Origin of the sequence: Gimesia sp., from assembly GCF_040219335.1 — a bacterium.
Lineage (GTDB): Bacteria > Planctomycetota > Planctomycetia > Planctomycetales > Planctomycetaceae > Gimesia.
Genome location: NZ_JAVJSQ010000012.1, coordinates 205957 through 231634 on the forward strand (window position 1 = coordinate 205957; position 25678 = coordinate 231634).

A 25678-nucleotide genomic window follows, 5' to 3' on the forward strand; every position below is an offset into this window, starting at 1 on the left:
TTGTGTACACGTGAATTTTTGTGTTCAACTGCAATTACCAGGATAATTCGAAAAAACTGACAATCAGTTCAGTTGCTCGCGGATGCGGTAGAGTTCTTCCAGAGCCGCCAAAGGGGTCATTTCATCTACATTCAGATCTCTGATTTCATCCAGTACCGGATGGGGGGCATTTCCAAACAGAGAGAGTTGTTGATGCACCGATTTCTTCTGTTTGCGGGGCGGGATTGTAGTCTGGCCACTGTCATCGAAGTGGTCTTTTTCCAGGGTTGCCAGAATCTGGTTGGCCCGTTGAATGACCTGATCGGGGATCCCTGCCAGTCGGGCGACATGGATGCCGTAGCTCTTGTTGGCCGATCCTTCGATAATTTTATGCAAAAAGACGATTTCACCATCCTGTTCATGAACGGCCACATTCCAGTTACTGGCCTGCTTAAGTGTCTGTGTCAGCTCGGTCAGTTCGTGATAGTGGGTTGCGAACAGAGTTCTCGCTTTGAGTTGGTCGTGTAAAAATTCGGTCATGGACCAGGCCAGGGAAATCCCATCGTAGGTACTCGTCCCCCGCCCGATCTCATCCAGGATGACCAGGCTTCGGTCGCTTGCGGAATTCAAGATGCGCGCGGCTTCTGTCATTTCGACCATGAATGTACTCTGGCCCTTACTCAACTCATCACTAGCACCAACGCGAGCGAATATGCGATCAGCAATCCCGATGCGTGCTTCACTGGCGGGGATGAACGAGCCGATTTGTGACATGAGAGTCAACAGGGCTGCCTGACGGATATAGGTACTCTTACCTGCCATGTTCGGTCCGGTGATAATCTGGACCCGGCCGTAAGGTTCACCCAGCAGGACGTCGTTTGGGACGAATTCGCCCGAAGGCTGCAGGCGATCCAGCACGGGGTGCCGACTCTCGCGAATATCGAGTACCGGGTCAGTGGTCATTTCGGGACGCGTGTAACCGGCGTGTGTTGCCAGGTGCGCGAGACCGAACAGGACGTCGATCTGGGCCAGTACTTCCGCTGTTCGCTGGGTACGAGTGGCTTCTTTCGCAACCTTTTCCCTAAGCGTGTCGAACATGGTCTGTTCGAGTTCAATCGCCCGTTCTTCTGCTTTGAGTACTTTTTCTTCGTACTCCTTGAGTTCAGGAGTGATATAGCGTTCCTGATTTTTCAGTGTCTGTTTGCGGATGTAGTGTTCGGGGACTTTGTCCGCGTGGGCCGCTGAGACTTCCAGGTAATAGCCGAAGACTTTGTTATAGCCGACTTTGAGATGGGGAATGCCGACCCGCTCCGATTCTTCATTCCGATAACTGGCGATCCATTCCTTGCCCCCTTTAGAGAGCGAACGCAGTTCGTCCAACTCATCGCTGAAGCCTGAGCGGATGACACCCCCTTCATTGAGTGTCAGAGGTGGATCTTCGACGATCATGGTTTCAATCTCATTGCGGACTTCTGCACAGAGATCGATTCCCGCTTCGAGGGACTGCAGCAGTTCTGCTTTGCGTCCGGAAAGCTTCGCCTTGAGTTTCGGTAATAATGCCAGGGTTTGTGCCAGGAAGCTGAGGTCCCGGGCACTCGCACGCCCCGTAGCAATTCGGGCAGTCAGACGTTGCAGATCATAAGTTTTCGAGAGTTGTTCCCGTACATCGTTGCAGAGCACCGGATTTTGTGAGATTTCTTCGACAGAATCGTGGCGTTTCTGGATTTCATCCAGACTGGTGAGGGGGTTGGCGATCCAGTCGTTGAGCAGGCGGGCCCCCATGGAGGTCACGGTCTCGTCCAGGACGGAAATCAGACTGCCTTCCCGTTTTCCTTCGCGGATCGTTCGGGTCAGTTCCAGGCTGCGGCGGGTTGCTTCGTCGATCAGCAGACGATCGCCCCGTTCGTACGGTTCGATCTGGTTGATATGCGGAATGGCACTTCGCTGAGTTTCCTGAACGTATTCCAGCAGTGCACCGGCAGCAGTGATGGCGGGGGTCCCCTGTTCCAGGTTGAAGCCTTCCAGGGTTTTGGTACCGAAATGTGAGAGCAGGAGCTTTTCACATTCATCTTCAGCAAACGTCCAGGAGGGGCGTTCCGTCAGCATCGTATCCAGGTGACTAATGGCGTTCTGAAGCGCTGTGTTCCCTTCGGCAAAGATGCACTCAGCAGGGTGAATGCGCGCGAGTTCATCGACCAGATGTTCTGCCGTTGTATTGGACGTAAGGAAACGCCCGGTTGAAAGTTCCAGCCAGGCCAGGCCGATATCACTTTTGCCAAAATAGATGCTGGCCAGAAAGTTGTTTTCATGCGGGTCGAGCAGGGCGTCGTCTGTAAGGGTCCCCGGTGTAATCACACGGGTGACTTCGCGCTTGACCATCCCCTTTGCTTTTTTGGGGTCTTCTACCTGATCGCAGATGGAGGCCCGATAGCCGGCGTGGATCAGTTTGTAGAGATAGCTGTCCAGCGAGTGATGGGGGAACCCGGCCATGGGAATCGGATTACTGGAATTTTTATCGCGACTGGTGAGTGTGATTCCCAGAATGCGGGCAGCGATTTCCGCGTCTTCGTAAAACAGCTCATAGAAGTCACCCATCCGAAACAATAACAGTGTTCCCGGATTCTGGTGTTTGACTTCCAGATACCGCTCCATCATCGGGGTCAGCTTCTTGCCTGTTTTTGCCATGCGTCCTGATTTTCTCTGACAGTGAGCTATTACAATTCGGAATTACTTTTTTGGTCGCTTTTCCGGAAACAGAGTGCTGACGCTGGTACGGTCATGAATGGACCGGATTGCAGCAGCAAATGAGTGGGCAACCGAGATGAGTTCAATGTTATCCGGCAGGGGATCGATCTGTGACTCAATGGTATTGGTCATGAACATCTTTTTCAAAGGACTCTGACCAATTCGTTCGGCCGCCCCTCTGGATAAAACCCCATGTGTGACCGCAGCGTAGATGTCTTTGGCACCTTTGTTTTTCAGCAGTTCAGCCATGCTGATCAGGGTGCGACCGGTGATCGTGAAATCGTCGACAAGAATGACGTTTTTCCCCGCCACCTCTCCAATGACTTCCAGCATCTCGACCGTTTCGGAGTGATCTTTACGCATTTTGTTACCGATGACAACCGGTGCCCCCAGTAGTTTCGCAAAATCAGAGGCTTCTTTTGCGAAACCAACATCGGGACTGCAGACGACCAGGTCCTCAATTTTGAGTTTGCGGATGTGATCGCTGATGACATGTCGTCCGTACAGATGATCTACGGGGACACTGAAGAATCCCTGGATTTGGGGACTGTGCAGATCCATGGTCAGAACACGGTCGGCCCCCGCCACTTCGATGGCGTCAGCACAGACCCGCGCCCTGATGGATACGCGGGGTTCGTCTTTCTTGTCTCCCTTGGCATAACTGAAGAACGGGATGACCGCTGTAATTTGCTGGGCACTGGCCCGCTTGAGGGCATCGATCCAGAACAGAAGTTCAACGAAGTTGTCATTAACCGGAGAATGGACACCCTGGATGATGTAGGCATCGCGGCCCCGGACATTCTCGAGGATCCGGACAAAAATATTGCCCTCGCTGAACTTGTGTGCTTCACAAGGTGTCAGATGGATCCCTAACTCATCAGCGATTGCTTTTGCGAGCAACGGATTGCCGGAACCGGCCATGATGGTCAGGTCGCCCTGGGGAGGTTGGAAAGGCTGGACGCGGGGCCCTCTGGATAATGGGTTGGGAGATTGTGACATTAAATAACAGATCAATCAAACGGGGCAATTACATGCCTGAAACACGACTATTCCCGGGAATTCTTGAATATTTGGCTTCGCTCCATTCACGAAGAAATGCAGACTCCATAATATCGATGCTGAATGGCAAAACAAGCGAACGCCTGCGATTATCCTCAAGGATGGTTCCAAGAGTGAGAGTCTCGTCGGTATTATTGACACCACACCGGTTACTCAGGGGGAAACCACCGAATTTCGCCCGCAAACGATATTGAGATATCTAAAATGACAGAAAGAATTTACAACTTTTCTGCAGGACCTGCAGCCCTCCCGTTACCCGTTCTCGAACAGGCTCAGAAAGATCTGATCTCTCTGGGCGATACCGGTATCGGAATTCTGGAGCACTCCCATCGCAGCAAAGCCTTCCTCGCGGTGTATGAAGCTGCTGAAGCCCTCTGCCGCGAAGTGGCTGCGGTGCCCGATAATTATAAAGTCCTGTTTGTCCAGGGGGGCGCTTCCACCCAGTTCTTCACGATTCCCATGAACTTTCTCTCCAAGGATCAGACTGCTGACTACCTCGTGACCGGTTCCTGGTCGAAAAAAGCGGTTAAAGAAGCCAAGATGTTCGGTAACGTGAATGTCGCCTGCAGCAGTGAAGATCAGAACTTCTCCTATATCCCGGAAGAAGTCAACTACAGTGACAAGCCAGCTTATGTGCACTTCACCTCAAACAACACCATCTACGGAACCGAATTCGCCAGTGAGCCTCAAGTTCCCGGCGATGCACCTCTGATTTGCGATGCCAGCAGCGATATCTTTTCCCGTCCGCTGGATATTACCAAATACGGAATCGTCTATGCCGGTGCTCAGAAAAACCTGGGACCCAGCGGTGTGACGCTTGTGATCATTCGCGATGATCTGATCGCGCAGGGGCCCAGCGACATTCCGACAATGCTGCAGTATCGGACCCATTCCGAAGCCGGTTCGATGTATAATACTCCGCCGACTTTCGGGATTTATATCCTGGGGCAGGTCCTGCAGTGGCTGAAAGACCAGGGCGGATTGTCGGTCATGCAGGAGAAGAACCAGGCGAAAGCCGGTAAGCTGTATGACTACCTGGATCAGAGCAAGCTGTTCAAGCCGACTGCGGCGAAGAAAGACCGTTCGCTGATGAACGTCACCTTCGTAACCGGCGATGCCGACCTGGATGCGAAATTCATTGCCCAGGCGACCGCAGCAGGTCTGGATGGTCTGAAAGGACACCGCAGTGTCGGCGGCATGCGTGCCAGCATTTACAATGCATTCCCGGAAGCGGGCGTCGATAAGTTAATTGAAACGATGAGTCAATTCGAACAGGAACACGCCTCTTGAATCAACCCCAGGACGATAAAGCACATGCGGATATAGGGCTGGTTTGTGCTCTGCCGATGGAGGTCCAGCCGTTTCTGGACCGCTGCGAGCACCTCAAAAAGTACACCGGCGGTTCGTATGTGTTTCGGGGTGGTTTCCTGGATCGAATCAAAGTTGCTGTGGTGCAGACGGGAGTGGGCTTTGCCCGCGCCCGGGCTGCGACCCAGGCATTGATCGACGCACACTCTCCACCATGGGTTCTTTCCATTGGTTTCTCGGGCGCTCTGCAGTCCGGGATGCGGGTGGGGGATATCGTGGTCGCGACGTCGATCTGTGATCTGCATGGACAGGAGCTGACGAACGACGTCCATTTTCCGGAAGATCCGGAGAACGGGCTCTATGTGGGCCGGGTTCTCAATGCTGACGAAATCGTCCGGACCGTTGAGGAGAAACAGAAACTGGCCGCGGAGTATGATGCGCTGGCCGTCGATCTGGAAAGCCTCGCGGTGGCCCAGGTCTGTCACGCTCAACAACGGGGATTCATGGCGATCCGGGTGATCAGTGATGACTGCTCAACGGACTTGCCTAAAGAGGTGCTCTCAATTTTAGGAGAGACGGGCGCCGTTCGTGCGGGCGCTGCGCTGGGAGCTGTCTTCAAGCGTCCGGAAAGCATCAAAGAGATGTGGAAGATGCGCGGTGATGCGTCTCGTGCTGCTACTCGCCTGGCCAGTTTTCTGGAAGGCGTGGTTGTGCAACTCTACGATGCCCGTCATTAGTAATCAATGATGGTCTCACCGCCGTCGGGTGTGCTCAGTGCTTTGAGAATTGCGGGGTCGATGTCTTTGGAGATAAACTGAACTCGTCCATCGCAGAACAGTACGTGATTCCCACCAGGGAACAATGTTTTATTACCTGGTCCAATGATTTCAGTTGGATTAGCAAGATTGGTCGGATTGCCCCATGGCTGATAGGGAACTCCCCGTTCCACAGCAGCGATCGTATTGGACACGCCATCAGTGATCTCCCTGAGGCGGAAGCCCTGATTGTTTTTCAATAACTTTTCATTTCCTACATAATGTGATAAAGCATAGCCTTCCGGAGAAGATTTTTCTTCGATCCAGTCAGCCTGGTATTGAGGAACCTGTTGCTGAAATACCCGCTGATTGTAAGGGGCGTTCCAGGGGAGCTCGAAATCAATCTGTTGGTATAGTCCCCGCTGATCCAGATAGGGCAGAATTAAGGACTGCCAACTGTGCCGGGGGGTATCGTCTTCAGCGATGATTGCTCCTGGAGGGAATGTTTGATGGGCGTCATGGTACTGCAGGAGTGCAGCACCGATCTGTTTCAGATTATACTTTGATCGTGAACGTCGTGCTTCCCCCCTGGTCTGCTCAATGTGAATGACATTGAAACTGATCAGAATAAAGAACACCAGGCAGGGAAGACCGATCAGGATCGCGATGATCGGGAGCAGGGGAAGCCGTTTTCTGCTGGATGGTAGACTGGCAAAATGAATTTGCTGAATTCTTTCAGCTTGCAGTTCCCGTAAGAAACCGGGGATCTCACCTGCCGGGATGAAATAACCGGTCTCTCCCTCTCGTATCAGATCAGTCGTAATAAGCCTGCCTGTAGTGTACCACTCGTGCAGTTCCTGTTTACTGTACGGTCCCGTGATTTGCTCGTTACGTTTCAGGTACCAGTCAGCCATGGAACTCTTTCAGTATGAATTAAAATTCTCCCACAATTTCACCGCCAGCAGGGGTACTCAACGCTTCCAGAACACCGGGATCAATGTTTTCTGAAACGAAGCGCACGGCGCCGTCTCCCAGCATGACGTGGCTGCCGCCGCGGAACGCGGATTTCGCACCTGAGCCAATATAGTCGACGGGATTACCAAAATTCGTGGGATCTCCCCAGGCTTTGAAATTATCTCCCGCTTCAAATGCGAGTATGGTATTCGAAGTGCCATCTGTGATGTTCCGGATCCGCAGGTGACTGTTTTCGTTTAACGCTTTTTCATTAGCCATATAATGTGATAATGCCAGACCAGCAGGGGTATATTTATCCTCGATCTGTGGGTTCAGGTAGACTGGTAGCTCCAACTGAAACAGAGTCTGATTTTGTGGGGCAGACCAGGGTTCATTAAAATCGACTCGATTGTAGAGCGGTGCGTTGTCTACGAAAGGCAGAATATAGGTCTGCCAGCTGTGGTAGGGAGTACCATCGGTGCGGGCTGTTCCTCCAGGTGGAAATACACTGTGAGTATCGTGGTAATTGTGGATGCCAATTGCGATCATCTTCAGGTTATTTTTTGAGTGTGATCGGCGGGCGGCGTCACGTGCCGACAGGATGGCCGGCAGCAGTAATGCCATCAGGACGAGCACAACCAGAATTCCACCTCCCCCCAGCACGGCGATGATAAACAGCATTGATTTATTATTTTTTGTTGCTGGCTCGCGGGAGGAGGAAACCGTTTCAAAATCCTCGTCCGGTAACAGGCCGGGGATCTGGTGTGCTTCGATGAACGAGCCGTCTTCACCCTTGCGGATGAGGTCTGTGTCCTTGATGCGTCCCTCAGTAGCCAGTTCCTTGAGACGCTGCTGAGTTAAAGGGCCAGCGGTTTCAGAGCCACGCTTTACGTACCAGTTTGCCATGTGCTGAATTCCTTATGGAAATGGTATTGATATTCGTCCAGCATACCCGGCAGCTGGCTTGGGGTACAGAGGAGACTTTGTTTGCTGTTTTAGCTTGGGGACAGATGATTAGAAATCGCCAGTCGAATCGGCACTGGATGGAGTGCTCAGTGCTTTGAGAATAGCAGGATCGATGTCTTTGGAAATTAAGCGTACGGATCCATCACACATCAGGGCCTGATTTCCATCGGCGAATGAGGAAACTTTATCCGGTCCGATAATCTTCTGCGGATCTTCCAGGGAAGTCGGGTCTCCCCAGGCCTGAAAGTCATTACCTCGTTCCACGGCCAGAATGGTATTTTGCGGTCCGTCTGAGATACTTTCATAGGTTCTGGGAATGTCGTCTCTGAGCAGAAGTCGATTGCCTACATAATGCGATAATGCCAGACCATCTGGTGTGACTTTTTCTGTGATCAGCGGATTTAGATAAACCGGAACCTGTTGCTGAAAGCGATTGTAGTTAACGGGATGTGTCCAACGCAGCTTCAGTTTAATTTTTGAGTACAACTCAGATTCACCCAGAAAGGGGAGAATTGCAGTCTGCCAGCCATGATTAGGATGGACCGATTCTTTGAACATGGCGTGTGGCGGGTACCGGTATCGATCTTTGTAGTAATCGATGACTGCACGGTTGATTTGTCTCAGATTTTTCTTGGAATCAGACCGGTTGGTGGCGACCACCATTCTGTCCAGGAAGAAGGTGGGGGCTTCCGGTTGAGTACGTGTGGAGACCACGTTAGCGGGGGGGACTTTGTGGGTGTCATCCTGCTGAGTTGATCCATTTTGTTTCATCAACGGCAAATCCAGTATATTCTGGAACAGAAACAACAACAGCAAGATGGAAAACAGACATCCGCCCAGTATGGTCATCAGGCTCCGGGACGAGGGGGTAAACTGATTTGTCGATTCGACAGTTCCTGAATTGGGATTGGGCTGTGAATTCATAATGGAATATCTCACTCTGCATTTTAAATGCTGGTCATACAATAGATTTAAAGCTCACAGAGAGCTGATCTGAAACGTAGTTAAAAGGCAGGCTTCAACGTTGCATAGGCTCAGTAGAAACTAAAACAGGTTTACGAGAGCCTGGATCAGGGGAATCAGCAGCAGGCTGCCCATAAAGATCGAACCACAGATAATGACGATCCATTCTTTCTGCTCGATCGTCAGTAGCGGGCTGGATTCGAGGTCCAGATCGTGTACCCGCTCTCTTGATTTCCTGCCTCGGGGACGAGACGGAACACTGGACTTCTTGAGGGTTGGTAACAGTCCGGGGATCTCGCGTGCCTGGATTCCCGTGCCTGACATTCCCTCGCGAATCTGGTCCCGGGGAGAGATTTTTCCCTGCGATGCGAGTTCTTTCAGCGCCTGCCGGGTCAAGGGACCTTCAGTTTCGGTTCCACAGGTCACATATAGACTTGCCATCCTGTTTTTCCTTGTGAGCGTCTTACTTTTTCAATTCTCTGAGTATACATGTGTCTGGGGGATGAGTACAGTCAGACATGAGAAGCTGATCACAACTGCCAGAGAACCTGTTCAGATTACATGAGGTTCACGGTGGGATCTGTTAGTATGATAATCATGTATCAAACCACTCCCGGAAAACTCCAGACAAGGAGAGAACTGAGTGTCTGCAGAACCTGCGATGCGTCCCTGGATCTTAGCCGAAACCAACTATGCGCATGTCAAAGAATGTTCCTATGAAGTAGCAGTGCTGCCGATGGGGGCTACTGAACCACATAATCTGCATCTGCCGTACGGGACTGATACGTTCGAAGCCAAAGCCATCGGCTCACGTGTCTGTGAAGCTGCCTGGCAGCGGGGAGCGAAGGTTGTGATGCTGCCCCCCATCCCTTACGGCACCGAGACGAACCAGAGTGCGTTTCCGTTATCCATGAATGTGAATCCTTCTACACTGGGGCAGATCATTTCTGATCTGGTCGATTCCCTGGCGAATCATGGTGTGGAGAAGCTGCTGATTTTGAACAGCCACGGGGGGAACGATTTCAAACCACTCTTGCGGGAACTGCACGGCACCACGCCGGTCCAGATCTTTCTGGCTGACTGGTTTCGCGGGACCACCGCTGATGTGAAGCCGCAGATCTTTGAGAATCCCGACGATCACGCCGGGGAGATGGAAACCTCGCTCGCTCTGGCATTTTTCCCTCATCTGGTTGTCCGGGATCCTGAGTCCGGAGCGCTGCTCGCAGACGAAGGGGCCACGAATCCGACCCGATTTACTGCCGTTAATTCAGGCTGGGTGAGCATTACGCGTCCCTGGCATCTGTTGACCACCAATACGGGATCCGGAAATCCACATCAGGCATCTGCTGAAAAAGGGGAAAAGCTGATGCAGATTCTGGTCGAGCGATTGTCTCAGTTTCTGGTCGAACTCTCCGAGGCGGAACTGGATGAGCAATTTCCGTTTTAGACGAAATACAGCTTCCCGTCTGTTCCAGTTGCTGAGATGGACGGTCTGTCTGCTCAGCTGCATGTCGATTGGCGATACAGTTATGCTTGCCGCAGAGGAACCAGCGGATCAAATACAGCTCAAAGATGTGACCGATGCTGTGCAGCTTTCATTTCAGCATCGCTCGCCGCTGACCGTTACCCGGCATCTGCACCTGATGATGGGATCCGGGGTTGGCTGGTTCGACTATGATAACGATGGCTTTCCCGACCTGTTCTGTGCCCAGGGAGAAGAATGGCAATCTGCACTGCGTAAGAAACAGGTTTCAGACCTGGACTGGTCACATCGCATGTTTCGGAATGTGGAAGGGCGTGAGTTTCAGGACATCACGCGGTCTTCGGGGCTGACCGGCTTCGGATACGGAATGGGTATGGCTGTCGGCGACTTTAATCACGACGGTTTTGAGGATCTGTATGTCAGTGTGTTTGGTCGCAATCAATTGTATGCCAACAATGGTGACGGAACCTTTGACGATATATCACAGGCGGCCCACGTTGATCATCCCGGTTACGGTGCCAGCTGTACCTGGGTAGATCTCAATGGCGACGGGCTACTGGACCTGTATGTTGCCAACTATCTGGAGATTGATCGGGAGCACTATCCTCTTTGCAGTCGCCGGGTTGATAACTCGCGGGTTTATTTCGTCTGTCATCCGCGCTATGTACCAGGCGAATATGATGTGGTCTATCGTAATCTGGGTAACGGTAAATTCCTGGATGTCTCCCAGCAGTCCGGTTTGCACAGTGAACCCGCCCGACAGGGACTGGGAGTCTTTGCTGCAGACTACGATCTGGATGGCGACCAGGATATTTACGTGGCCAATGACTCTGTGGCTAATCAGCTCTGGATCAATGATGGGCGAGGGAACTTCACCGATCAGGCATTGATCGCAGGGCTGGCCTTCAATCGGGAAGGGGACCGTGAAGCGGGCATGGGGCTGGCCGGTGCAGATTATAATGGGGATGGCACCCTGGATTTATTCGTAACTAACTACTTTGGAGAAACCAACACGCTTTATCGCAACGAAGGTGCCCTGTTTTTTCTGGATGTCACCGACGAGACCGGGCTGGCGGCGCCGAGTCGGGTTCGTCTGGGGTTTGGGACTTCGTTTGTCGATCTGGATAACGATGGCTGGGAAGATCTGTTTGTCGCCAACGGACATGTGCATGATCGGCTGGCCCAACTGGGCAAAAGTGAGCCGTTTGAACAGGAACCGCAGATATTCAGGAATGAATCCGGAACCCGCTTTCGTGAGATCTCAAACTCTGCAGGGCCTTTCTTTCAGACGAGGCGGGTCGGGCGGGGGAGTGCCACTGCTGATTTTAATCGGGATGGGCTGGCTGATCTGGCTGTCTCTCATTTAAATCAAAAGGTGGTCCTGCTGCAGAATCAAACCCGGACCGCAGGTCAGAGCATCGCCCTGAGACTGATCGGAACCGAGGCGAACCGCAGCGCGATCGGGGCTGTTGTGGAAATCACTGTCGGGCAGCGGAAGCTGATGCGGTTACGGAAGGGGAGCAGCAGCTATCTGTCGGCTGATGAGTCTCAAATACTGGTAGGATTGGGTGAGCATCGTGCGCCGGTCACGGTGAAAGTCATCTGGCCCGGAGGGAAATCGGAGATCTGGACTGGATTCAAGGCGGGGCAGCACTATACATTGATAGAAGGTAACAGCGACTCACAGAAATCGTCCCCCAGCCAGTCTAAAGAATGAACACGCCGTTTGAACCGGAGCAACCCTTTCGCACTTTGACTTCCCCCCAGAAAAAACTCTGGTCGAGCGGGGCCGTCGTGGCAATATTCGGCTGCGGGGTACTGGTGCTATTCCTCTGGTTGGGACGAAGTAAATCGACGTCATCTGCCCCAGAGCAAGACTCTCAATCGTCAGTACAACAGAAGTCAGATAAAGACCGGCAGAAAGAGTTAATCGCTTACCTGCAGGATCATCCGCAAGATGAGTTCGCCCATTATCAGCTCGGTGAACTGATTCGGCAGCGAGCCCCTTTTCAGGCTCTGGAAAATTTCTCGCATGTTACTTCCCGGCACCCGCACTACTTCGAGGCGGTGACAGCGATCGCGGACATCGCTTTGGAGCAGGATCTCCCGGACCGTGCGAAGCCGGCTTTGCAGATACTGGTACGGGAGAATCCAGAGCAGATTGAATACCAGAAGGCCCTGGCAAGTATTTATCAGCAGGAGGGGCGTTATCGACGTGCGTTCCGCTATGCCCGACGTTGCGTGGAACTGGAACCAGGTAATGCAGAGAATCAGCTCTTGCTGGCAGAGATTCTCAAAAAAGCAGGGCGGACCAGCGAAATGCTCGTGCCCCTCAAGGAAGCACTCTATCTCCAGCCCGATTCCTTTCCGGCTCATTTGAGTCTGGCTTACGCGTCTCTGTATACGGGAGACCTGGAAACCGCTAAACGGGAAGCCCGCTGGTGTCTGGAGCAGGAACCTGAATCAATCGCCGCCCTGCGCTATCTGGCGACCATCGACCGCAATCAGGGGCAGATCGCGTCCGCGTTCCAGCACATCGATCAGGCGCTGCAGATTGATCCGCAGGACTTTGACAGCCTGCTCATCAAGGCAGACTTGCTCCTTTACCAGCGTCAGGGAGAGGCAGCGTACTCATTGCTCAAACCGCTCTATGAGAATCACCAAAACAACCGCCATTATGTATCGGCACTGGCCCGGGCAGCCGGTCTGACGGGGAAACGTGAAGAGGCCCTGGAACTTCAGAAACGGAATCAGGAATTGATCAAGGAAGACGATCTCCGCCCCTCATCGCTACAGAGCGACACCGTGGAAAAGAAGCAGTCTCAACATAACTGACGCTCTCAGCCTGTGTTGACCTGAATCCGTCGCGGCTCTGCTTTGGGGGCTTTCGGCAGAAAAATACGCAGGACCCCGTTGGTCAGCTTGGCTTCAATCTCACTGTGCACGATCTCTCCGCTGAGAATAAAAGAGCGGAGATAATTTCCGACTTCGTATTCTTTATGAATCGGACGTGCGCCTTCGGGGATCTGTGGTTCGACCTTTCCGAGCAGTGTCAGTTTGTTGTCTTGTACCTGCAGTTCCAGTGATCCGACGGAGACGCCTGGCAGATCCGCGTAGAGCACCAGACCTTCATCGGTTTCGTAAATATCAATCGGCGGAGTAAATACAAACTGCTCCGGATGCGACAGAGAACGCGGTTCTTCATGTTCGTGTGGTTGACTCATCTAAGCCTCCTATTCTCCTGAGCTGACCGGAATTTGACGAGGACTTTCCTCTTCCAGCTTGGGAAGATGGATCTTCAGCACACCGTCATTGAACTCAGCAGAGAGATGTTCGTCCGATATCCGATCCGGAATACTGATCGAGCGTTGCCACTCACCGAAGGTCCGTTCTCGACGTCGAAAACGCTCTTCCGGAATGGCTTCGTTCTCAGAGACGGGGGAATTGCGATGCCCTTTGAGCGTCAGTATGCTGTTGGCAATCGTCAACTCCAGATCTTCAACCTGCATGCCCGGAAGCTCTGCAGTGATCAGAAACTCGTGCTCCAGTTCAAATATATTCACAGCCGGATACTGGCGGGGCATACGAATCCCCTGGACTGAGAATTCGACTCCCTGAATCAGTCGATCAACTTCACGTTCCAGGTCCCGCAACGGGTTCCAGGATTGATCCCAGCGAAAAATCGGCATGGTATGATCCTCACTCTAAGTTTAGATACGTAACTCGACTCCTTAAGAAAGCAAAGAGCATACCATTCTTTCAGGGAGATACTGATTTCGCGGGACGTGTTGTAAGTGTCTATTTTTTAGTGGGATAGGTGTTTTGGTTGAGGTCGGGTGGATGAAGGGATCCGTACCAGATGTCATTCTGGCATGAAGAAACGGCGTGGATGACCACTAGATGCCATGCCAAATTGACAGTGATAGGCAATGATCAGATAGAAACCTGTCCTCTCATCCCCATTGAATGGGCCGGATCAGCCCAGCCGCCAGCAGCAGACCAAACAGGATTCCGACCAGAAAGATCACGCGCAGCACCCAGACCGCACGGGCAGGTCCAAACCAGCGGGTCAGCTTCTGTCCTTTGCGTGTTTCCGCCAGGAACCACTTTTCTTTGATCAGCCCCCACAGCGAGAAAGCCGCGACAAACAGACCTATCACAACATTTTCGGGAATTTCAAAAGGCATCAACTTTGGTCTTCATCCGGATCCATACGCTGGGACGTGTCCAGCCGGGGAAAGAGAAACCAGAACAACAGCGTTGCCAACAGGGCGATTGCGGCACTGCTGAGCCAGATTCCCGGCCAGTCGCGGAGCAGATCAATCGACTGACCCTCCAGGTTCTTCTGAGTGAATGCCTGGATGCCTGTTTGCGATTCGATATTCCACGCCGCCCGTACCAGCGTCTCTTTTTCGGGCGATGTGAAATAGTCACCGATCGAACCACTGATGAACCCGCCGGCAAACATCCCCAGTCCAAAGACAAACGTTCCGAAAAACGTCTGCATACTCCCGCGTGCATCCAGCGGACAGACCTTATCGACATAGATGTAAGCAGCCGCCAGGAAGCAGCCAAAACAGAGACCATGCATCGCCTGGCCCAGACTGGTCAACGCCATTGCCAGCGGAAACGCATCGCTCAGTGTGGAAGCGTAAGCAAAGATCAGACTGCGAACCAGGTAGGAGAGCAGACCGACCAGCATGACCAGTTTGAACCCGAATTTCTTGAGGGCGAAACCCAGACCCGCCATCACGAGCACTTCAAACACCTGCCCAATCGAACTGATTCGCTGCTCCCAGGCCCCTGTGACGTCTCCCATGACGAGGACGTTTTTCAGAAACGGGCTGTTCCACTGGAAATAGAACTTATGCACGATCGAAATAATAAAGGCGACCAGCACCAGCACCAGGAAGTGCCGGTATTTCAGCATCTTCAGCACCTTACCGGGGGCCAGGTCCTTCTTATCTTTACTCACAGGAGGCGTATGCGGGAGCGATAAACAGTAGGCAGCCATCAGCAGACCAGCCACCCCCGCCATCGCCAGCACAATACCGCGACCCGTATTCAACGCGTCACCTGAAAGTCCGCGTAAAAAGAGTCCCTCTGCCAGCCAGGCGGGGACCACAAATCCGATGGTTCCCCACAGACGGATCAGGGGAAATTCGCGGTCACTGTCTTTCAGATGCTGAAATGAGAGTGAATTCGTGAGCATCATGGTGGGGACATACAGAATCGAATAGAGTACACCCAGAATCACGACCGGCCAGTAACTCTGTTGGAGAAACAAAGCCAGCATGATCACGCCACCCGATAAATGGCAGAACGCGAGCACGCGCTCTGTCGCGTAATGGCGGTCGACGATCTGACCGAACACAAACGGGGCGAGCAGGGGGCCTACGGCAAGTGCCGCCCCGAATACGCCGATCTGAAATGCGGAGAAGCCCAGGGCATCAATCAGGTAGAGCGTGATGATGGGCAGATAACAGCCCTGCACAAAGTATTGCAGGAACATCATCACAATCAGTCGCATTTTTAGTGCGAAATCAGTCTTTTCCAGTGAAAGCGTCTCTGTCTCTGAATCTGTCATCAGTAAGCGGCTCCCGGTTGTGAAATCTCATGAGTGATTACCGTCAATACGGTTGGGGTTATTTTTCAATCACCCAGATATTCCGGAACCGGACCGGATTCGAATGGTTCTGCAGGAACAGAGGACCTGCGATGGATTCATCCTTGTTGGTCCCTCCGGGAGTCGGTTCATCAATCTCGCGATCATCGTGCACGGTGACGCCGTTGTGTTTCACGGTGATGCGGGCTTTCGCTGTTTTGTTTCCTTTATCATCATATTTCGCAGAGGTGAAATCGATATCGTAGGTCTGCCAGGCCAGGGGGGGGAAGCACATATTTACGCTGGGAGCACCGACTTTATAAATCCCACCACACTCGTTGTCTTTCCCTTCCAGACCGAAGGAGTCCAGGATCTGAACTTCATAACGCCCGAGCACGTAACAGCCACTGTTGCTGCGTCCCTGGCCACGAGCCTGCGGCATGAAGGGGAGCTGGAATTCCAGATGCAGGTGACCATCTTTGAATTTCTTTTTACTCGTGACACCTTCCATCAGCAGACCATCTTCGGTCACGCGACCGTTTTCAAAGTTCTTCACAGTATTTTCAGGCTGTTTCGCATCGAACAGGATGGTGGCTCCTTCAGGAGCCGGTTTACCCAGGGTCGGGCTTTTACGCTGGACTTTGTCAAGCACGCCGACTTCGATTCCTTCCGCATCATAGATGTTGAACTTCCCGTCCTCCAGGTCGGCGCGTCCATCTTCCGATTTGAATCTGATGAGATTGCCAATTTTGAAGCCCTGTACGCTAACTTTATCATTCTGGTTCCAGCCATCGCCGGGGAGCCCACCGGGATAGCCGACGGCCTCAAACTGACCGTCACCCAGGGCAATCACCTGTATCCCATACTTGAGAGTTTCATCACCACCACCCAGGATCCCCGAGTATTCGCCCTGGATCTGAAAGTCGGGACCCGCTTTTTCTACGCTGTTGGCGGCCCACTTCGGGTCTTTCGAGTCAGCCAGTCCCAGTTGGGCCAGAATTAAAAAAGCACAGCAGCCAGTGAGGGCGCGAATCATAAACTGCTTCATTGTGATACTCCCGGAGTGTTCTTGAGTCGGTCGATTGATTGTATGGACTGGGACGGATCTTCCCAGATCAGTTGATCAGCGAAGAGGCTTCCATTGTGCGAAGGCGGCATCAGAGATGCAAGTTCAGGTAGTCCGAATCCATTCGCTCGATGCGTTTGTGCAGTAAAATTAACTAAAACTTGTGATGGTAGGGTGTTAAAAAATCTTGTATGATGTAACACTGAGGCGTAATAGAAGATAAAGAACAAGGTGCGGGCCTTTCGTACCGATATCCCTAATGCGGGAGTCGGGGAGGTGTCGTTCTACTCAAGAATTGATTTTGAGCATTGAGGAACTGCGGAAGAGATTTATGACATCTGACAGAAACAAAAAAATCGCTGCTGACTGCTGGAGACGTGGAAACGAGGCCCTGTCCAAAGAGAACTGGGATTACTCGATTGAGATGTTCACGACCGCCGTCAAACTGGAGCCCGCAGCGCTGCTCTACCGCCAGACCAAACGGGGCGCAGAACGAAAGAAGTACGGCGATAATCAGAGCGGTTCCAAGATGGGCGTCTTGAAGCTCGCCAGTATCAAAACCAAAATCAAGAATGCCCGGAGGAAGAAGGACTGGGCTGGCGTGGATCAGCTCGCCGAAGAAGGGCTCTCTCTGAATCCCTGGGACGCCGTCCTGAATGCGGAAATGGCCACCGCCTGCCAGAACCTCGGTTATGATGATGCTGCGATTTTTGGCTTCAAGGTGGCGATCGAAAACGATAAAACCAACAAGGCGTATTTCCGCGAACTGGGAGACCTGCTCGAGGAAAAGGGAGAGTACAAACAGGCCCGCGAGTGCTGGGAAATGGTGCTCAAGCTGGATAACATGGACGGCGATGCCCGTTCCAAGGTGACCGCCCTGATGGCGACCGAAACCCGCGTGCGTGGCGGATACGATGGAGCCGACAAGTCTTCGTCTGTCAAACGTCAGTCTGCCTACGACGAAGGGCGTGCTTCCCGCGAACAGCGCCACCAGGCCCAGCGGGGTAATACCGCTGATGGTCCCGGCCAGTCTGTCGAAGCGGATCTGCAGCGCGCCATTCGCAAAGAGCCTGAAAACAAAGACCATTACCTCAAACTGGGTGATTATTACAAACGCGAAGGCAAGCTGGCAGAGTCCCGGGAAAGCTATGTGAAGGCATACGAACTCTCCGGCAAAGATGCGAACATCGGCGAGCAGGTCGAAGACATCGACATCGAGATGCTCAAAGAAAAACTCACCGTCGCCCGGGATCTCTTCAACCAGGATCGGGAAAACCCCGAAGCGAAAAAAGAGGTCACCCTGCTCAGCAAAGCGCTGATCAAGAAAGAGATCGAAGTTCTCACCAAACGTGTGGAACGCTATCCCGCCGACATGCGGTACAAGTACGAACTCGCGCAACGCTTCATCCGCCTCAAAAAATGGTCCTCCGCAATTCCCCTGCTGCAGCAGTCCGTCAAAGACACCCGCATCAGTTCCGATGCCCTGGTCTCTCTCGGCAAGTGCTTCTTTGCAGACGGGAAAAAGGAACTCGCCAAGCGGCAGTTCGAAAAGGCCCTTCCCAAGCTGTCGCCGGATGAAAAGGAAGACACCTTCAAGGAAGCCCACTACCTTTTGGGACGCCTCTATGAGGATGCAGATCAGAAATCCCAGGCGGCCGATCACTACAGCGAAATTCTGGCCGTCGATTACGACTACCGGGACACTCGCCAGCGTCTGGAAGACATGGAAGGCGGAGTAGAGGCCTGATTTCTCCGCTCTCAGCAGGGGAAAATAGCCGGTTTCTCTCCAGAATTCCTGAAAAAACCTCATATTTGCGTCTCGGGATGGTTGGAATAACCGTCGACAGATTGTTACACTTCTCAATCTGCCTGAGATATCTTGTGGCGACCGTCTTGAAATGCGGTTGCTGGTATGAACAGTAAATAGTTACTCAGAAAATACTTAAGTCGAAAAATGCCAAACACGAAAAGTGCCAAAAGAGCGTTGCGGAAAAGTGAAGTTCGTCGTGTCCGTAACCGTGCGACCCGTTCTGAATTACGATCTGCCATCAAAAATGCCCGTGCTGCGATCACCGGTGACGATGCACAGGCTGCCACCAAAGCATTACAGCTGGCCAGCAAACAGATCGATCAGGCTGCTGCCAAAGGCATCATCCACAAAAACGCCGCTGCCCGGACCAAATCACGTCTGGCAAAGAGCGCCAATCAGAAAACAGCTGAGTAGTCTCGCTCAACCAGCTGATCTGAAACCGAATAAACCAGCCCCGCACAGGTCCTCTGCGCGGGGTTTTGTTTTTGGAACCGCCTCCACACCTCACCAGTGCATCACAAAACCTCCGTCCACGTTGATGGTCTGACCCGTCACCTGCGCGGCGCGAGCCGAACTGAGAAACACAATCATATCCGCAATGTCCCGAGTCGTCTGCCACCGCTGCAGGGGAACCAGCTGACGGATTTTATCCCCCGCCCAGTCCTCGTAGCTCCGTTTCTGATCCTCTGGTTGACGATCATTCCACGCCTGCCACACCGATTGATTCAACGGCGTCTGTACCATCCCCGGACAGACGGAATTCACGCGAATTCCCCCCGCAGCAAGGTCTTTGGCCAGGCACTGGGCGAAGTTGATATTCGCCGCTTTCGACGCACTGTAAGGCGGGTCGGTCTGTGAGCCGATCTGCCCGGCAATCGAACTCACAAACACCATGCTCCCCACGTCCGACTCCTGCATCACAGGCGTCACCGCATGCGCCACATTCACCATGCCCTGCATGTTGACTTCAAACACGCGCGGCCAGTCAGCCGGTGTGAGATTCGTAAACGGGAACCCGAATTTACCCGACCCGATCGCAGCCGCATGCACCAGGTGTGCGAACGACTTCACCTCCGCCACCGTCTGTCGGGTCACATCCTGTAACGCTTCAAAATCGGTGATATCGACTTGAAATCCATGCACTGGCTGCCCGGTTTCTGAAGCGAGCTGTTCCGCCACCGCCGTTACCTGGTCTGACTGATCCCAGAGGACGGGCAGGGCACCTTCCTCGGCAAAGGTCCGTGCGGTCGCCAGTCCAATTCCGCTGGCACCTCCGGTGATGATAATGGGGACGTTCTGTAATTTGAGATCCATAAGCTGCCGATCCTGCAGAGAGGTGAGGTGAGTCCAGTAACTGTTCCGCCCATTCTGATCGATGCCTTTTCTCCCTGCAAGCGGACTGTTATCTTGAAAGAAACGAAACACGACACCCGGAACCGCAGCTGCAAAGGAACCTCTATGAAACTGGGGATGATCAACTCCGCCTGGGCTCAGGCCGGTCGTGATACCGCCTGGGGATTGCACAAAACGAAAGAGATCGGCTTTGACAGCGTGGATATCTTCATCGATCCGCAGGATGTCGACATCCGCGAGCGGAGACTGGTCAAGGATACCTGTGACCAGCTCGACCTGCCCATCATGTCCGTCTGTTGCGTCGCGGTCGGCCTGATCGATTTCAATCCCAGTGTGCAGCGGTTCCATCTCCAGCGCGTCAGGGATTACCTCGATCTCTGTTACGAGTACGAGGCCCGTAACCTGTTGCTGGTCCTCGGGGAATACATCTGGAACCGCGAAGTCATTCCCCCCGCAGAACAGTGGCAGACCGCGGTGGAGAATTGTCGCAGGCTCGCCGAATACGCGGCCAATCTGGGGCTGGAAATCGCCTTGGAACTCGAACCGTTCCCCCTCTCGCTGCTCAACGACGTCGATTCCATGGTCCGCTTCGTCGATGAAGTCGATCATCCCGCGCTCAAGGCCAATATCGATGTCTCGCACCTCCTGCTCGCCGGCGTCGAACCACCCGAACTGCAGAAGCTGCAGGGCAAGGCCATTCATGTCCACATTTCGGACTGCGACGGTAAAGTACACGGCGATCTGCCTCCCGGACGCGGCGTTGTTCACTTCGAACCCTACCTGGCTGAGATTAAAAAATTGAACATCGACGGGGCCATTTCACTCGAGCTCGAGTACTCCCCCGAACCCGACAAAATTGAGGAATGGGTCCGCGAAGCATACGAATCCACTGATTCCCTCATGAAACAGGCCGGTTTGCGTGGTTGAAATCGACTTAAACCGGCGGAAATTGCCGTGAAACGAGAGAGTTTTTTGATTTCCATGAATCCCCCTGTCTGTTGCTTGAAGTTTTGACGGCGTTTCCCTAATTTCGCTGCTGGAGACGCCCACTGGCTGGCGTTAATTTCGGAACTTTTTACAAATATTGAGAATTCAAACAATGGCCGATCTGATTGCCCCTCACGGAGGGTTGACTGAACCCGTTTGCTGTACAGTGCCCGCAGGGGAAATTGACAGCTTCAAAGCCGAAGCAGCCAGCCTGCCCCAGGTTCCTGTTTCTGCCGCCGACTTGTCTACCGTATACCGCCTCGGCGACGGGACTCTGAGCCCGCTGACCGGACCGATGAACGGGGACGTCTACAACCGCGTGCTGGACGAAGCCTGCATCGAAGTCAACGGTAAGAAATACGCCTGGACCATCCCGCTCGCACTGCCCGTCACTTCCGAACTGGCCGGCACTCTCTCCAGCGGACAGAAAGTCGCTCTGACCTGCCCGGAAGGCGAAATCGTCGCGATCCTGGAAATCGGCGACGTCTTCGAATGGGACAAACCCAAATACATCCAGAGCGTCTACCAGACCGAACGCACCGACCACCCCGGTGCGGCCATGGTCCTCGAAGGTGACGCTGATAAGACTCACCTGATCGGTGGTGAAATCCGCGTTCTGCCTCAGCCCAAGAACAGCGAATTCGGCAAATACGTTCTGACTCCTCGCGAAGTCCGTGCCCTGATCGCAGAAAAAGGCTGGGATGCCGTGGTTGCCTTCCAGACCCGTAACCCACTGCACCGGGCTCACGAATACGCCCTGGTCTACGGTCTCGAAAAACTCCTGAAAGACGGCAAGAACGCCGGCGCTGTCCTCAACCCGCTGATCGGGGAAACCAAGAGCGACGACGTGAGTGCAGAAATCCGCATGCAGACCTACGAAAAGCTGATCGAAAACCGCGAACTGGGCGATGGCGACAGCGATCCCGAACTCTGGGGGGCCCGCGACGACAATCCTCCCGATCGCGTTCTGCTGCTCGGCCTGGACATCAAAATGTTTTACGGCGGACCCAAAGAAGCCGTCATGCACGCCATCTACCGCCAGAACATGGGTTACACGAACATCGTCATCGGTCGTAAACATGCCGACGCTCCTTACGCAGACGGCACCGCGATCTGGGGTGACTTCGACGCCCAGGAAATCTTCAACAACCTGAATGGCGAACTGCTGATTCAGCCCGTCAACGTTGGCTTCGCTGCCTACTACGAATCGATGGGCCGCGTCGACCTGATGGAAAACCATTCGGAAGAAAAGCCGGTCTTCATCTCCGGAAAAGAAGTCCGTGCCACCCTCCAGAAGGGCGAAATGGTTGATCCCCGGATCATGCGGGAAAGTACTTCTCAGATTCTCGCTGAGGCCATGAAGGTCTCCTGAGTGATCCCGGTTTAACCGAGAACCAGCTACCGGCAGACAGGCCTCGACCTGTCTGCCTTTTTTCATGCGCACAACACGCTGCGCTCGTCTCACTCCTGGTTGTTCCTTCATAAACAGATCTCACTTTCCTGTACGCACCACTGCGCAGATCCTGAGTGGGACTGCTCAAATTGAACTTGAACCGCCCCCGCCGATCCGTATCCTGTTTCGAACGTGGCTCGCGCGCGAGGCAGGTCATCGTGCACCGGAACAGGACGCACCACTGACTCAGATTCACCTGAATCACGGACGTTTTTCACCGGCCTTTCAGTAGAACAGTTTGAACTGGTTCGCAAAGTTCTCCCCCCGATGTTCAGGGCAGACCAGGACAGATTCCGGTCAGACAAGGACAAAATCCGGGACACACCAGGACAAAATCCGGCCACATCGGGACAAAATTCTGTCTTGACCCCCAGCTGCCCTTCAACAAAATCAGAACAACACGAGCCATCTGTTCGGTCTCCCTGCATGCCACCTTGTCTGAAGAAACCAGTAAACCAGAGTAATACATCGAACCCAAATCCTCCTGAGCGGCAAGGCGCTAGCCGCCGGTAATCAGTGAGATCATCAATCCACATACCGATGACAAACGCTATTCCGCTCAACTCAAATCAGACGCAGGGCCTTAGCCCAGTCTGAAACAAACAATCCACAACCAGCCTGCCAACCGGATTTCGTAAGAAACCGGCTGCCACAGTTGGCTTGCCCAACTGTGCCGTGTTCTGAAAAAATCCCCCACAACCGGGTAAGCCCGAATAAAATTCGGGCCGAGCGCAGCGAACAGGAAACCGTCAGAGCAACAGATCAATTCAGAACCAGGGAACCAACCGTGAAAACCAGGGTGCGGACCCAAGTGTCCGCCCGCCGGGTGACATTGAATCCCGCACCGCCTCCACCGGAACCACAACCAAACCCATCATTTTAAGGAATGCCCCTCACACCCCTAGCTGAAAATCGTTAAGCTGAATCAATAATCAGCATCGGGCACAGAATCCAGGACCAGCAATTGCGATCACATTCAACGTGGAAAGTACAACATGCGTTTGACATTATTTCTGTCAGCAGAATTTTGTGATGAATCAGAATCACACATCACACTTCAGCCAGAGATGAACCAACTGGAAGTGACCCGGGAACGACTGGCCGATTATCTAGAGAGTGAGATTGCCGACCAGGGAGTCACCGGAGGAGTGATCCGAGTCTGGGTTGAGGAGGATAGAGGCGGTCTGGCAGTCACATATACGGTTCCTGAAGAAACCAGCGAGGAACTGGTCGAAGACATAAAAGAATTTACCCTGGCTCAGTTTGAAGATGGTGCGGGCGAGGGCGGTTTTGAAATTGAGTTCGCGGGACAACAGATCTTGGTCACAGCCGATCTGGACACCATCGTTCAATATGAATTGCTTGATGACAGAAAAAAAGTCCGCCGTCCGTCACGAATCGCAATCGCAGCCCGTGAGGGAGAACTGGCCACTCTCAGCGAGTTGCTCAAATCGGGAGCCGACGAGATCAATTCGTTGCACCAGGGGTTCTCGGCACTGCATCTGGCAATTATCTACGGTCAGTTCGAAGCCATCAGCCTTTTAATTTCTTACGGCGCAGATCTGAGTCAGACTGATATCGATGATACGCCCCCCCCTGGAGTTGTGCGCGTTATCAAATGGATTAGATGACGACCAGAGTTATGAAATCGCGAAGCTGCTTCTCCAGAAAGGGGCAGATCCCCGGCATGTCTGCAATGATGGAGAAACGGCCGAAACTTACGCCATCTGCAGGCACAAAACCAAAACCGCCGAACTGCTTGCACAGCAGAATGAAAACCGTATCTAATGTTTCACGACAACAGCAGGCAAAACCAAATCAGCCGCAGGGGCTTAGCCCCGGTTGAAACAATCAATCCAGAACCAGCCTGCCAACCTCTGAAAACCGGGGTGCGGCCCCACGTATCCGCCCGCCAGATCCTTCATTCCCGATTATGTCTTCCATCACGAGCACGTTTCCGCTAAAATCACCCCTGCAAGCAGGCCTGCGTGTCTGCCAGGTGCCATTTGATCCCCTCCTGCTCTCATTGGCACCTGACTGAAAATCCCGCTGACGTCGGTTGCTACAACCGATAGGCCCAAATGCATTTCGGGCCGGGCGCAGCGAGCAGGAATCATCCCAGATCGAACTATTGTGTGCGGGCTCCCATGTCCCCGCCTGGTGATACTGATTCTGAATCAGCCCCCCCAATGTTCTCTGTCAGGGCTGCTGCTGATCCCGTCAACCCGACGGTCGATGTTAAGCAAAAGTAACGCACGCCCGTAGCTGAAAATCGCGAAGTGGAACGGATCTGAACCTCACAAAGAGAACCAAAGAATCCGGATCCCGCTCCCTTCAACTCGACAAAACAGAAATTCATCAATCTCAACATTTGAAATCCATGTTCAGGAAAGGAATTGGTATGGAAGAATTAATTTCGTTCGTCGAAAGTAAGGGCGGACGCATTATGCAAAACGAACAGGGCGAAAATGACTGGGTAGATCTGACGGACCAAAAGGTAGATGACCAGGATCTGGACATCTTTATGCAATCAGGTGCCTCTCAAATTACGTATTTATTTCTCAGCGGCACGCAAGTGACAGATGAAGGGCTTGCAAAATTAACGTACCTGCGGCGACTGGAGGACCTTGACTTGGGGTGCACAAAAATTGCCGGGATCGGATTCGCCAATGTCAAGTTCTCATCACTCAAGAAACTCTCATTATATGAATGTGATATGCTGACAGTGGATGGTTTCAAAGAGATCGTCAACTGCCAAAAACTTGAAAAACTGGATTTGATTGAAAGCAACATCGACGATCAATTTCTGCAGGAAATAGCCAAACTCCCCAGGCTAAAAACTCTGTGGGCTGATTACACCAGACTGACAAACGCAGGTCTGCCATATTTGAACGGCATGACTCAGTTGAAATCGCTCAGTACCAGGGGCACTACAATCACACGCGAGGGCATGCTGCAACTCTGGAAACATCTCCCCGATCTCAACAAGGGATTGACGATGTGATGATTGATTGGATGCTTCCAAAACGTGATTTGCAATCGACCCCGTATCCTCCTGAGCGGCAAGGCGCTAGTAACTCCGATTACAAATAGTTTCCCACCAGAGCAAATTGTTGCCATTGCTTCCTGGTTTTCCTGAGTTCTCTCCAGGTGCGGGGGCGTTCGATCTGCTGTTGTTTCTGTGTGCGGTGG

At 53.0% G+C, this 25678-nt stretch carries 24 protein-coding genes; 12 read left to right on the top strand and 12 right to left on the bottom strand.

Annotated elements, in window-relative coordinates:
• Window positions 1-63: 63 nt before the first annotated feature.
• Both mutS and RID21_RS11300 read right to left on the bottom strand, forming a co-directional pair.
• On the bottom strand, window positions 64-2664 hold the full coding sequence (gene mutS / locus RID21_RS11295) for a DNA mismatch repair protein MutS (RefSeq protein WP_350188973.1): 2601 nt from the start codon (window positions 2662-2664) through the stop codon (window positions 64-66).
• 42 nt (window positions 2665-2706) lie between these two features.
• On the bottom strand, window positions 2707-3723 hold the full coding sequence (locus tag RID21_RS11300; RefSeq protein WP_350188975.1) for a ribose-phosphate diphosphokinase: 1017 nt from the start codon (window positions 3721-3723) through the stop codon (window positions 2707-2709).
• A 264-nt stretch (window positions 3724-3987) separates the two neighbouring features.
• On the opposite strand from RID21_RS11300, the gene serC reads away from it, so the two are divergent.
• On the top strand, window positions 3988-5073 hold the full coding sequence (serC, locus tag RID21_RS11305) for a 3-phosphoserine/phosphohydroxythreonine transaminase (protein WP_350188977.1): 1086 nt from the start codon (window positions 3988-3990) through the stop codon (window positions 5071-5073).
• Window positions 5070-5828 (top strand): phosphorylase family protein, encoded by a 759-nt coding sequence (locus RID21_RS11310; RefSeq protein ID WP_350188979.1) that lies wholly within the window; start codon window positions 5070-5072, stop codon window positions 5826-5828. Before serC ends, RID21_RS11310 begins: the two co-directional genes overlap by 4 nt.
• Here RID21_RS11310 and RID21_RS11315 read toward each other — a convergent pair.
• The 4 genes from RID21_RS11315 to RID21_RS11330 form a co-directional block, all read right to left on the bottom strand.
• Window positions 5825-6760: a DUF1559 family PulG-like putative transporter gene (locus tag RID21_RS11315; protein WP_350188981.1), complete on the bottom strand. Its 936-nt coding sequence runs from the start codon at window positions 6758-6760 to the stop codon at window positions 5825-5827. The two genes, RID21_RS11310 and RID21_RS11315, sit on opposite strands and share 4 nt — an antisense overlap.
• A 19-nt stretch (window positions 6761-6779) precedes the next feature.
• Window positions 6780-7706, bottom strand: a complete 927-nt coding sequence (locus RID21_RS11320; protein WP_350188983.1) for a DUF1559 family PulG-like putative transporter — start codon at window positions 7704-7706, stop codon at window positions 6780-6782.
• A 108-nt stretch (window positions 7707-7814) separates the two neighbouring features.
• Window positions 7815-8537: a DUF1559 family PulG-like putative transporter gene (locus RID21_RS11325; RefSeq protein WP_350188985.1), complete on the bottom strand. Its 723-nt coding sequence runs from the start codon at window positions 8535-8537 to the stop codon at window positions 7815-7817.
• A gap of 273 nt (window positions 8538-8810) precedes the next feature.
• Complete coding sequence (locus RID21_RS11330; protein ID WP_350188987.1) at window positions 8811-9170, bottom strand: GYF domain-containing protein; 360 nt, start codon at window positions 9168-9170, stop codon at window positions 8811-8813.
• Window positions 9171-9372: 202 nt separating this feature from the next.
• Here RID21_RS11330 and RID21_RS11335 point away from each other — a divergent pair, with 202 nt between their 5' ends.
• The 3 genes from RID21_RS11335 to RID21_RS11345 are packed head-to-tail and all read left to right on the top strand — an operon-like array spanning window position 9373 to window position 13047.
• Window positions 9373-10176, top strand: a complete 804-nt coding sequence (locus tag RID21_RS11335) for a creatininase family protein (protein ID WP_350188989.1) — start codon at window positions 9373-9375, stop codon at window positions 10174-10176.
• Window positions 10157-11929 (top strand): CRTAC1 family protein, encoded by a 1773-nt coding sequence (locus RID21_RS11340; protein WP_350188991.1) that lies wholly within the window; start codon window positions 10157-10159, stop codon window positions 11927-11929. The genes RID21_RS11335 and RID21_RS11340 overlap by 20 nt, the downstream gene beginning before the upstream one ends.
• Window positions 11926-13047 (top strand): tetratricopeptide repeat protein, encoded by a 1122-nt coding sequence (locus tag RID21_RS11345; protein ID WP_350188993.1) that lies wholly within the window; start codon window positions 11926-11928, stop codon window positions 13045-13047. The genes RID21_RS11340 and RID21_RS11345 overlap by 4 nt, the downstream gene beginning before the upstream one ends.
• 5 nt (window positions 13048-13052) lie before the next feature.
• Here the strand turns inward: RID21_RS11345 and RID21_RS11350 are convergent, their stop codons facing one another.
• From RID21_RS11350 to RID21_RS11370, 5 genes are all read right to left on the bottom strand, one after another.
• A complete protein-coding gene (locus tag RID21_RS11350) occupies window positions 13053-13436 on the bottom strand; it encodes an Hsp20/alpha crystallin family protein (protein ID WP_350188995.1) in 384 nt (127 codons plus the stop codon).
• A 9-nt stretch (window positions 13437-13445) separates the two neighbouring features.
• Window positions 13446-13901 carry an Hsp20/alpha crystallin family protein gene (locus RID21_RS11355; protein ID WP_350188997.1) on the bottom strand — a complete coding sequence of 152 codons (456 nt, stop codon included), beginning with the start codon at window positions 13899-13901 and terminating at the stop codon, window positions 13446-13448.
• A gap of 264 nt (window positions 13902-14165) precedes the next feature.
• On the bottom strand, window positions 14166-14399 hold the full coding sequence (locus RID21_RS11360) for a hypothetical protein (protein ID WP_350188999.1): 234 nt from the start codon (window positions 14397-14399) through the stop codon (window positions 14166-14168).
• Window positions 14399-15799, bottom strand: coding sequence for an MFS transporter (locus RID21_RS11365; protein WP_350189001.1), 1401 nt, complete (start codon window positions 15797-15799; stop codon window positions 14399-14401). The genes RID21_RS11360 and RID21_RS11365 overlap by 1 nt, the downstream gene beginning before the upstream one ends.
• A 58-nt stretch (window positions 15800-15857) precedes the next feature.
• Window positions 15858-16865: a 3-keto-disaccharide hydrolase gene (locus tag RID21_RS11370; RefSeq protein WP_350189003.1), complete on the bottom strand. Its 1008-nt coding sequence runs from the start codon at window positions 16863-16865 to the stop codon at window positions 15858-15860.
• A gap of 349 nt (window positions 16866-17214) precedes the next feature.
• On the opposite strand from RID21_RS11370, the gene RID21_RS11375 reads away from it, so the two are divergent.
• Together RID21_RS11375 and rpsT are read left to right on the top strand one after the other, a co-directional pair.
• Window positions 17215-18630, top strand: a complete 1416-nt coding sequence (locus RID21_RS11375; protein ID WP_350189005.1) for a tetratricopeptide repeat protein — start codon at window positions 17215-17217, stop codon at window positions 18628-18630.
• A gap of 207 nt (window positions 18631-18837) precedes the next feature.
• On the top strand, window positions 18838-19107 hold the full coding sequence (gene rpsT / locus RID21_RS11380) for a 30S ribosomal protein S20 (protein WP_149345247.1): 270 nt from the start codon (window positions 18838-18840) through the stop codon (window positions 19105-19107).
• Between the two features lie 90 nt (window positions 19108-19197).
• On the opposite strand, the gene RID21_RS11385 is transcribed toward rpsT, so the two are convergent.
• Complete coding sequence (locus tag RID21_RS11385; RefSeq protein ID WP_350189007.1) at window positions 19198-20007, bottom strand: SDR family NAD(P)-dependent oxidoreductase; 810 nt, start codon at window positions 20005-20007, stop codon at window positions 19198-19200.
• A 144-nt stretch (window positions 20008-20151) separates the two neighbouring features.
• On the opposite strand from RID21_RS11385, the gene RID21_RS11390 reads away from it, so the two are divergent.
• From RID21_RS11390 to RID21_RS11410, 5 genes are all read left to right on the top strand, one after another.
• A complete protein-coding gene (locus tag RID21_RS11390) occupies window positions 20152-20973 on the top strand; it encodes a sugar phosphate isomerase/epimerase family protein (protein WP_350189009.1) in 822 nt (273 codons plus the stop codon).
• Window positions 20974-21145: 172 nt separating this feature from the next.
• Window positions 21146-22405 carry a sulfate adenylyltransferase gene (locus tag RID21_RS11395; protein WP_350189011.1) on the top strand — a complete coding sequence of 420 codons (1260 nt, stop codon included), beginning with the start codon at window positions 21146-21148 and terminating at the stop codon, window positions 22403-22405.
• A gap of 1076 nt (window positions 22406-23481) precedes the next feature.
• The gene (locus RID21_RS11400) at window positions 23482-24117 is read left to right on the top strand and encodes an ankyrin repeat domain-containing protein (RefSeq protein WP_350189013.1); all 636 of its coding nucleotides are present in this window, start codon (window positions 23482-23484) and stop codon (window positions 24115-24117) included.
• The gene (locus tag RID21_RS11405) at window positions 24068-24274 is read left to right on the top strand and encodes an ankyrin repeat domain-containing protein (protein ID WP_350189015.1); all 207 of its coding nucleotides are present in this window, start codon (window positions 24068-24070) and stop codon (window positions 24272-24274) included. The genes RID21_RS11400 and RID21_RS11405 overlap by 50 nt, the downstream gene beginning before the upstream one ends.
• Window positions 24275-24887: 613 nt before the next feature.
• Window positions 24888-25490, top strand: coding sequence for a leucine-rich repeat domain-containing protein (locus tag RID21_RS11410; protein ID WP_350189017.1), 603 nt, complete (start codon window positions 24888-24890; stop codon window positions 25488-25490).
• Window positions 25491-25678 lie beyond the last annotated feature (188 nt).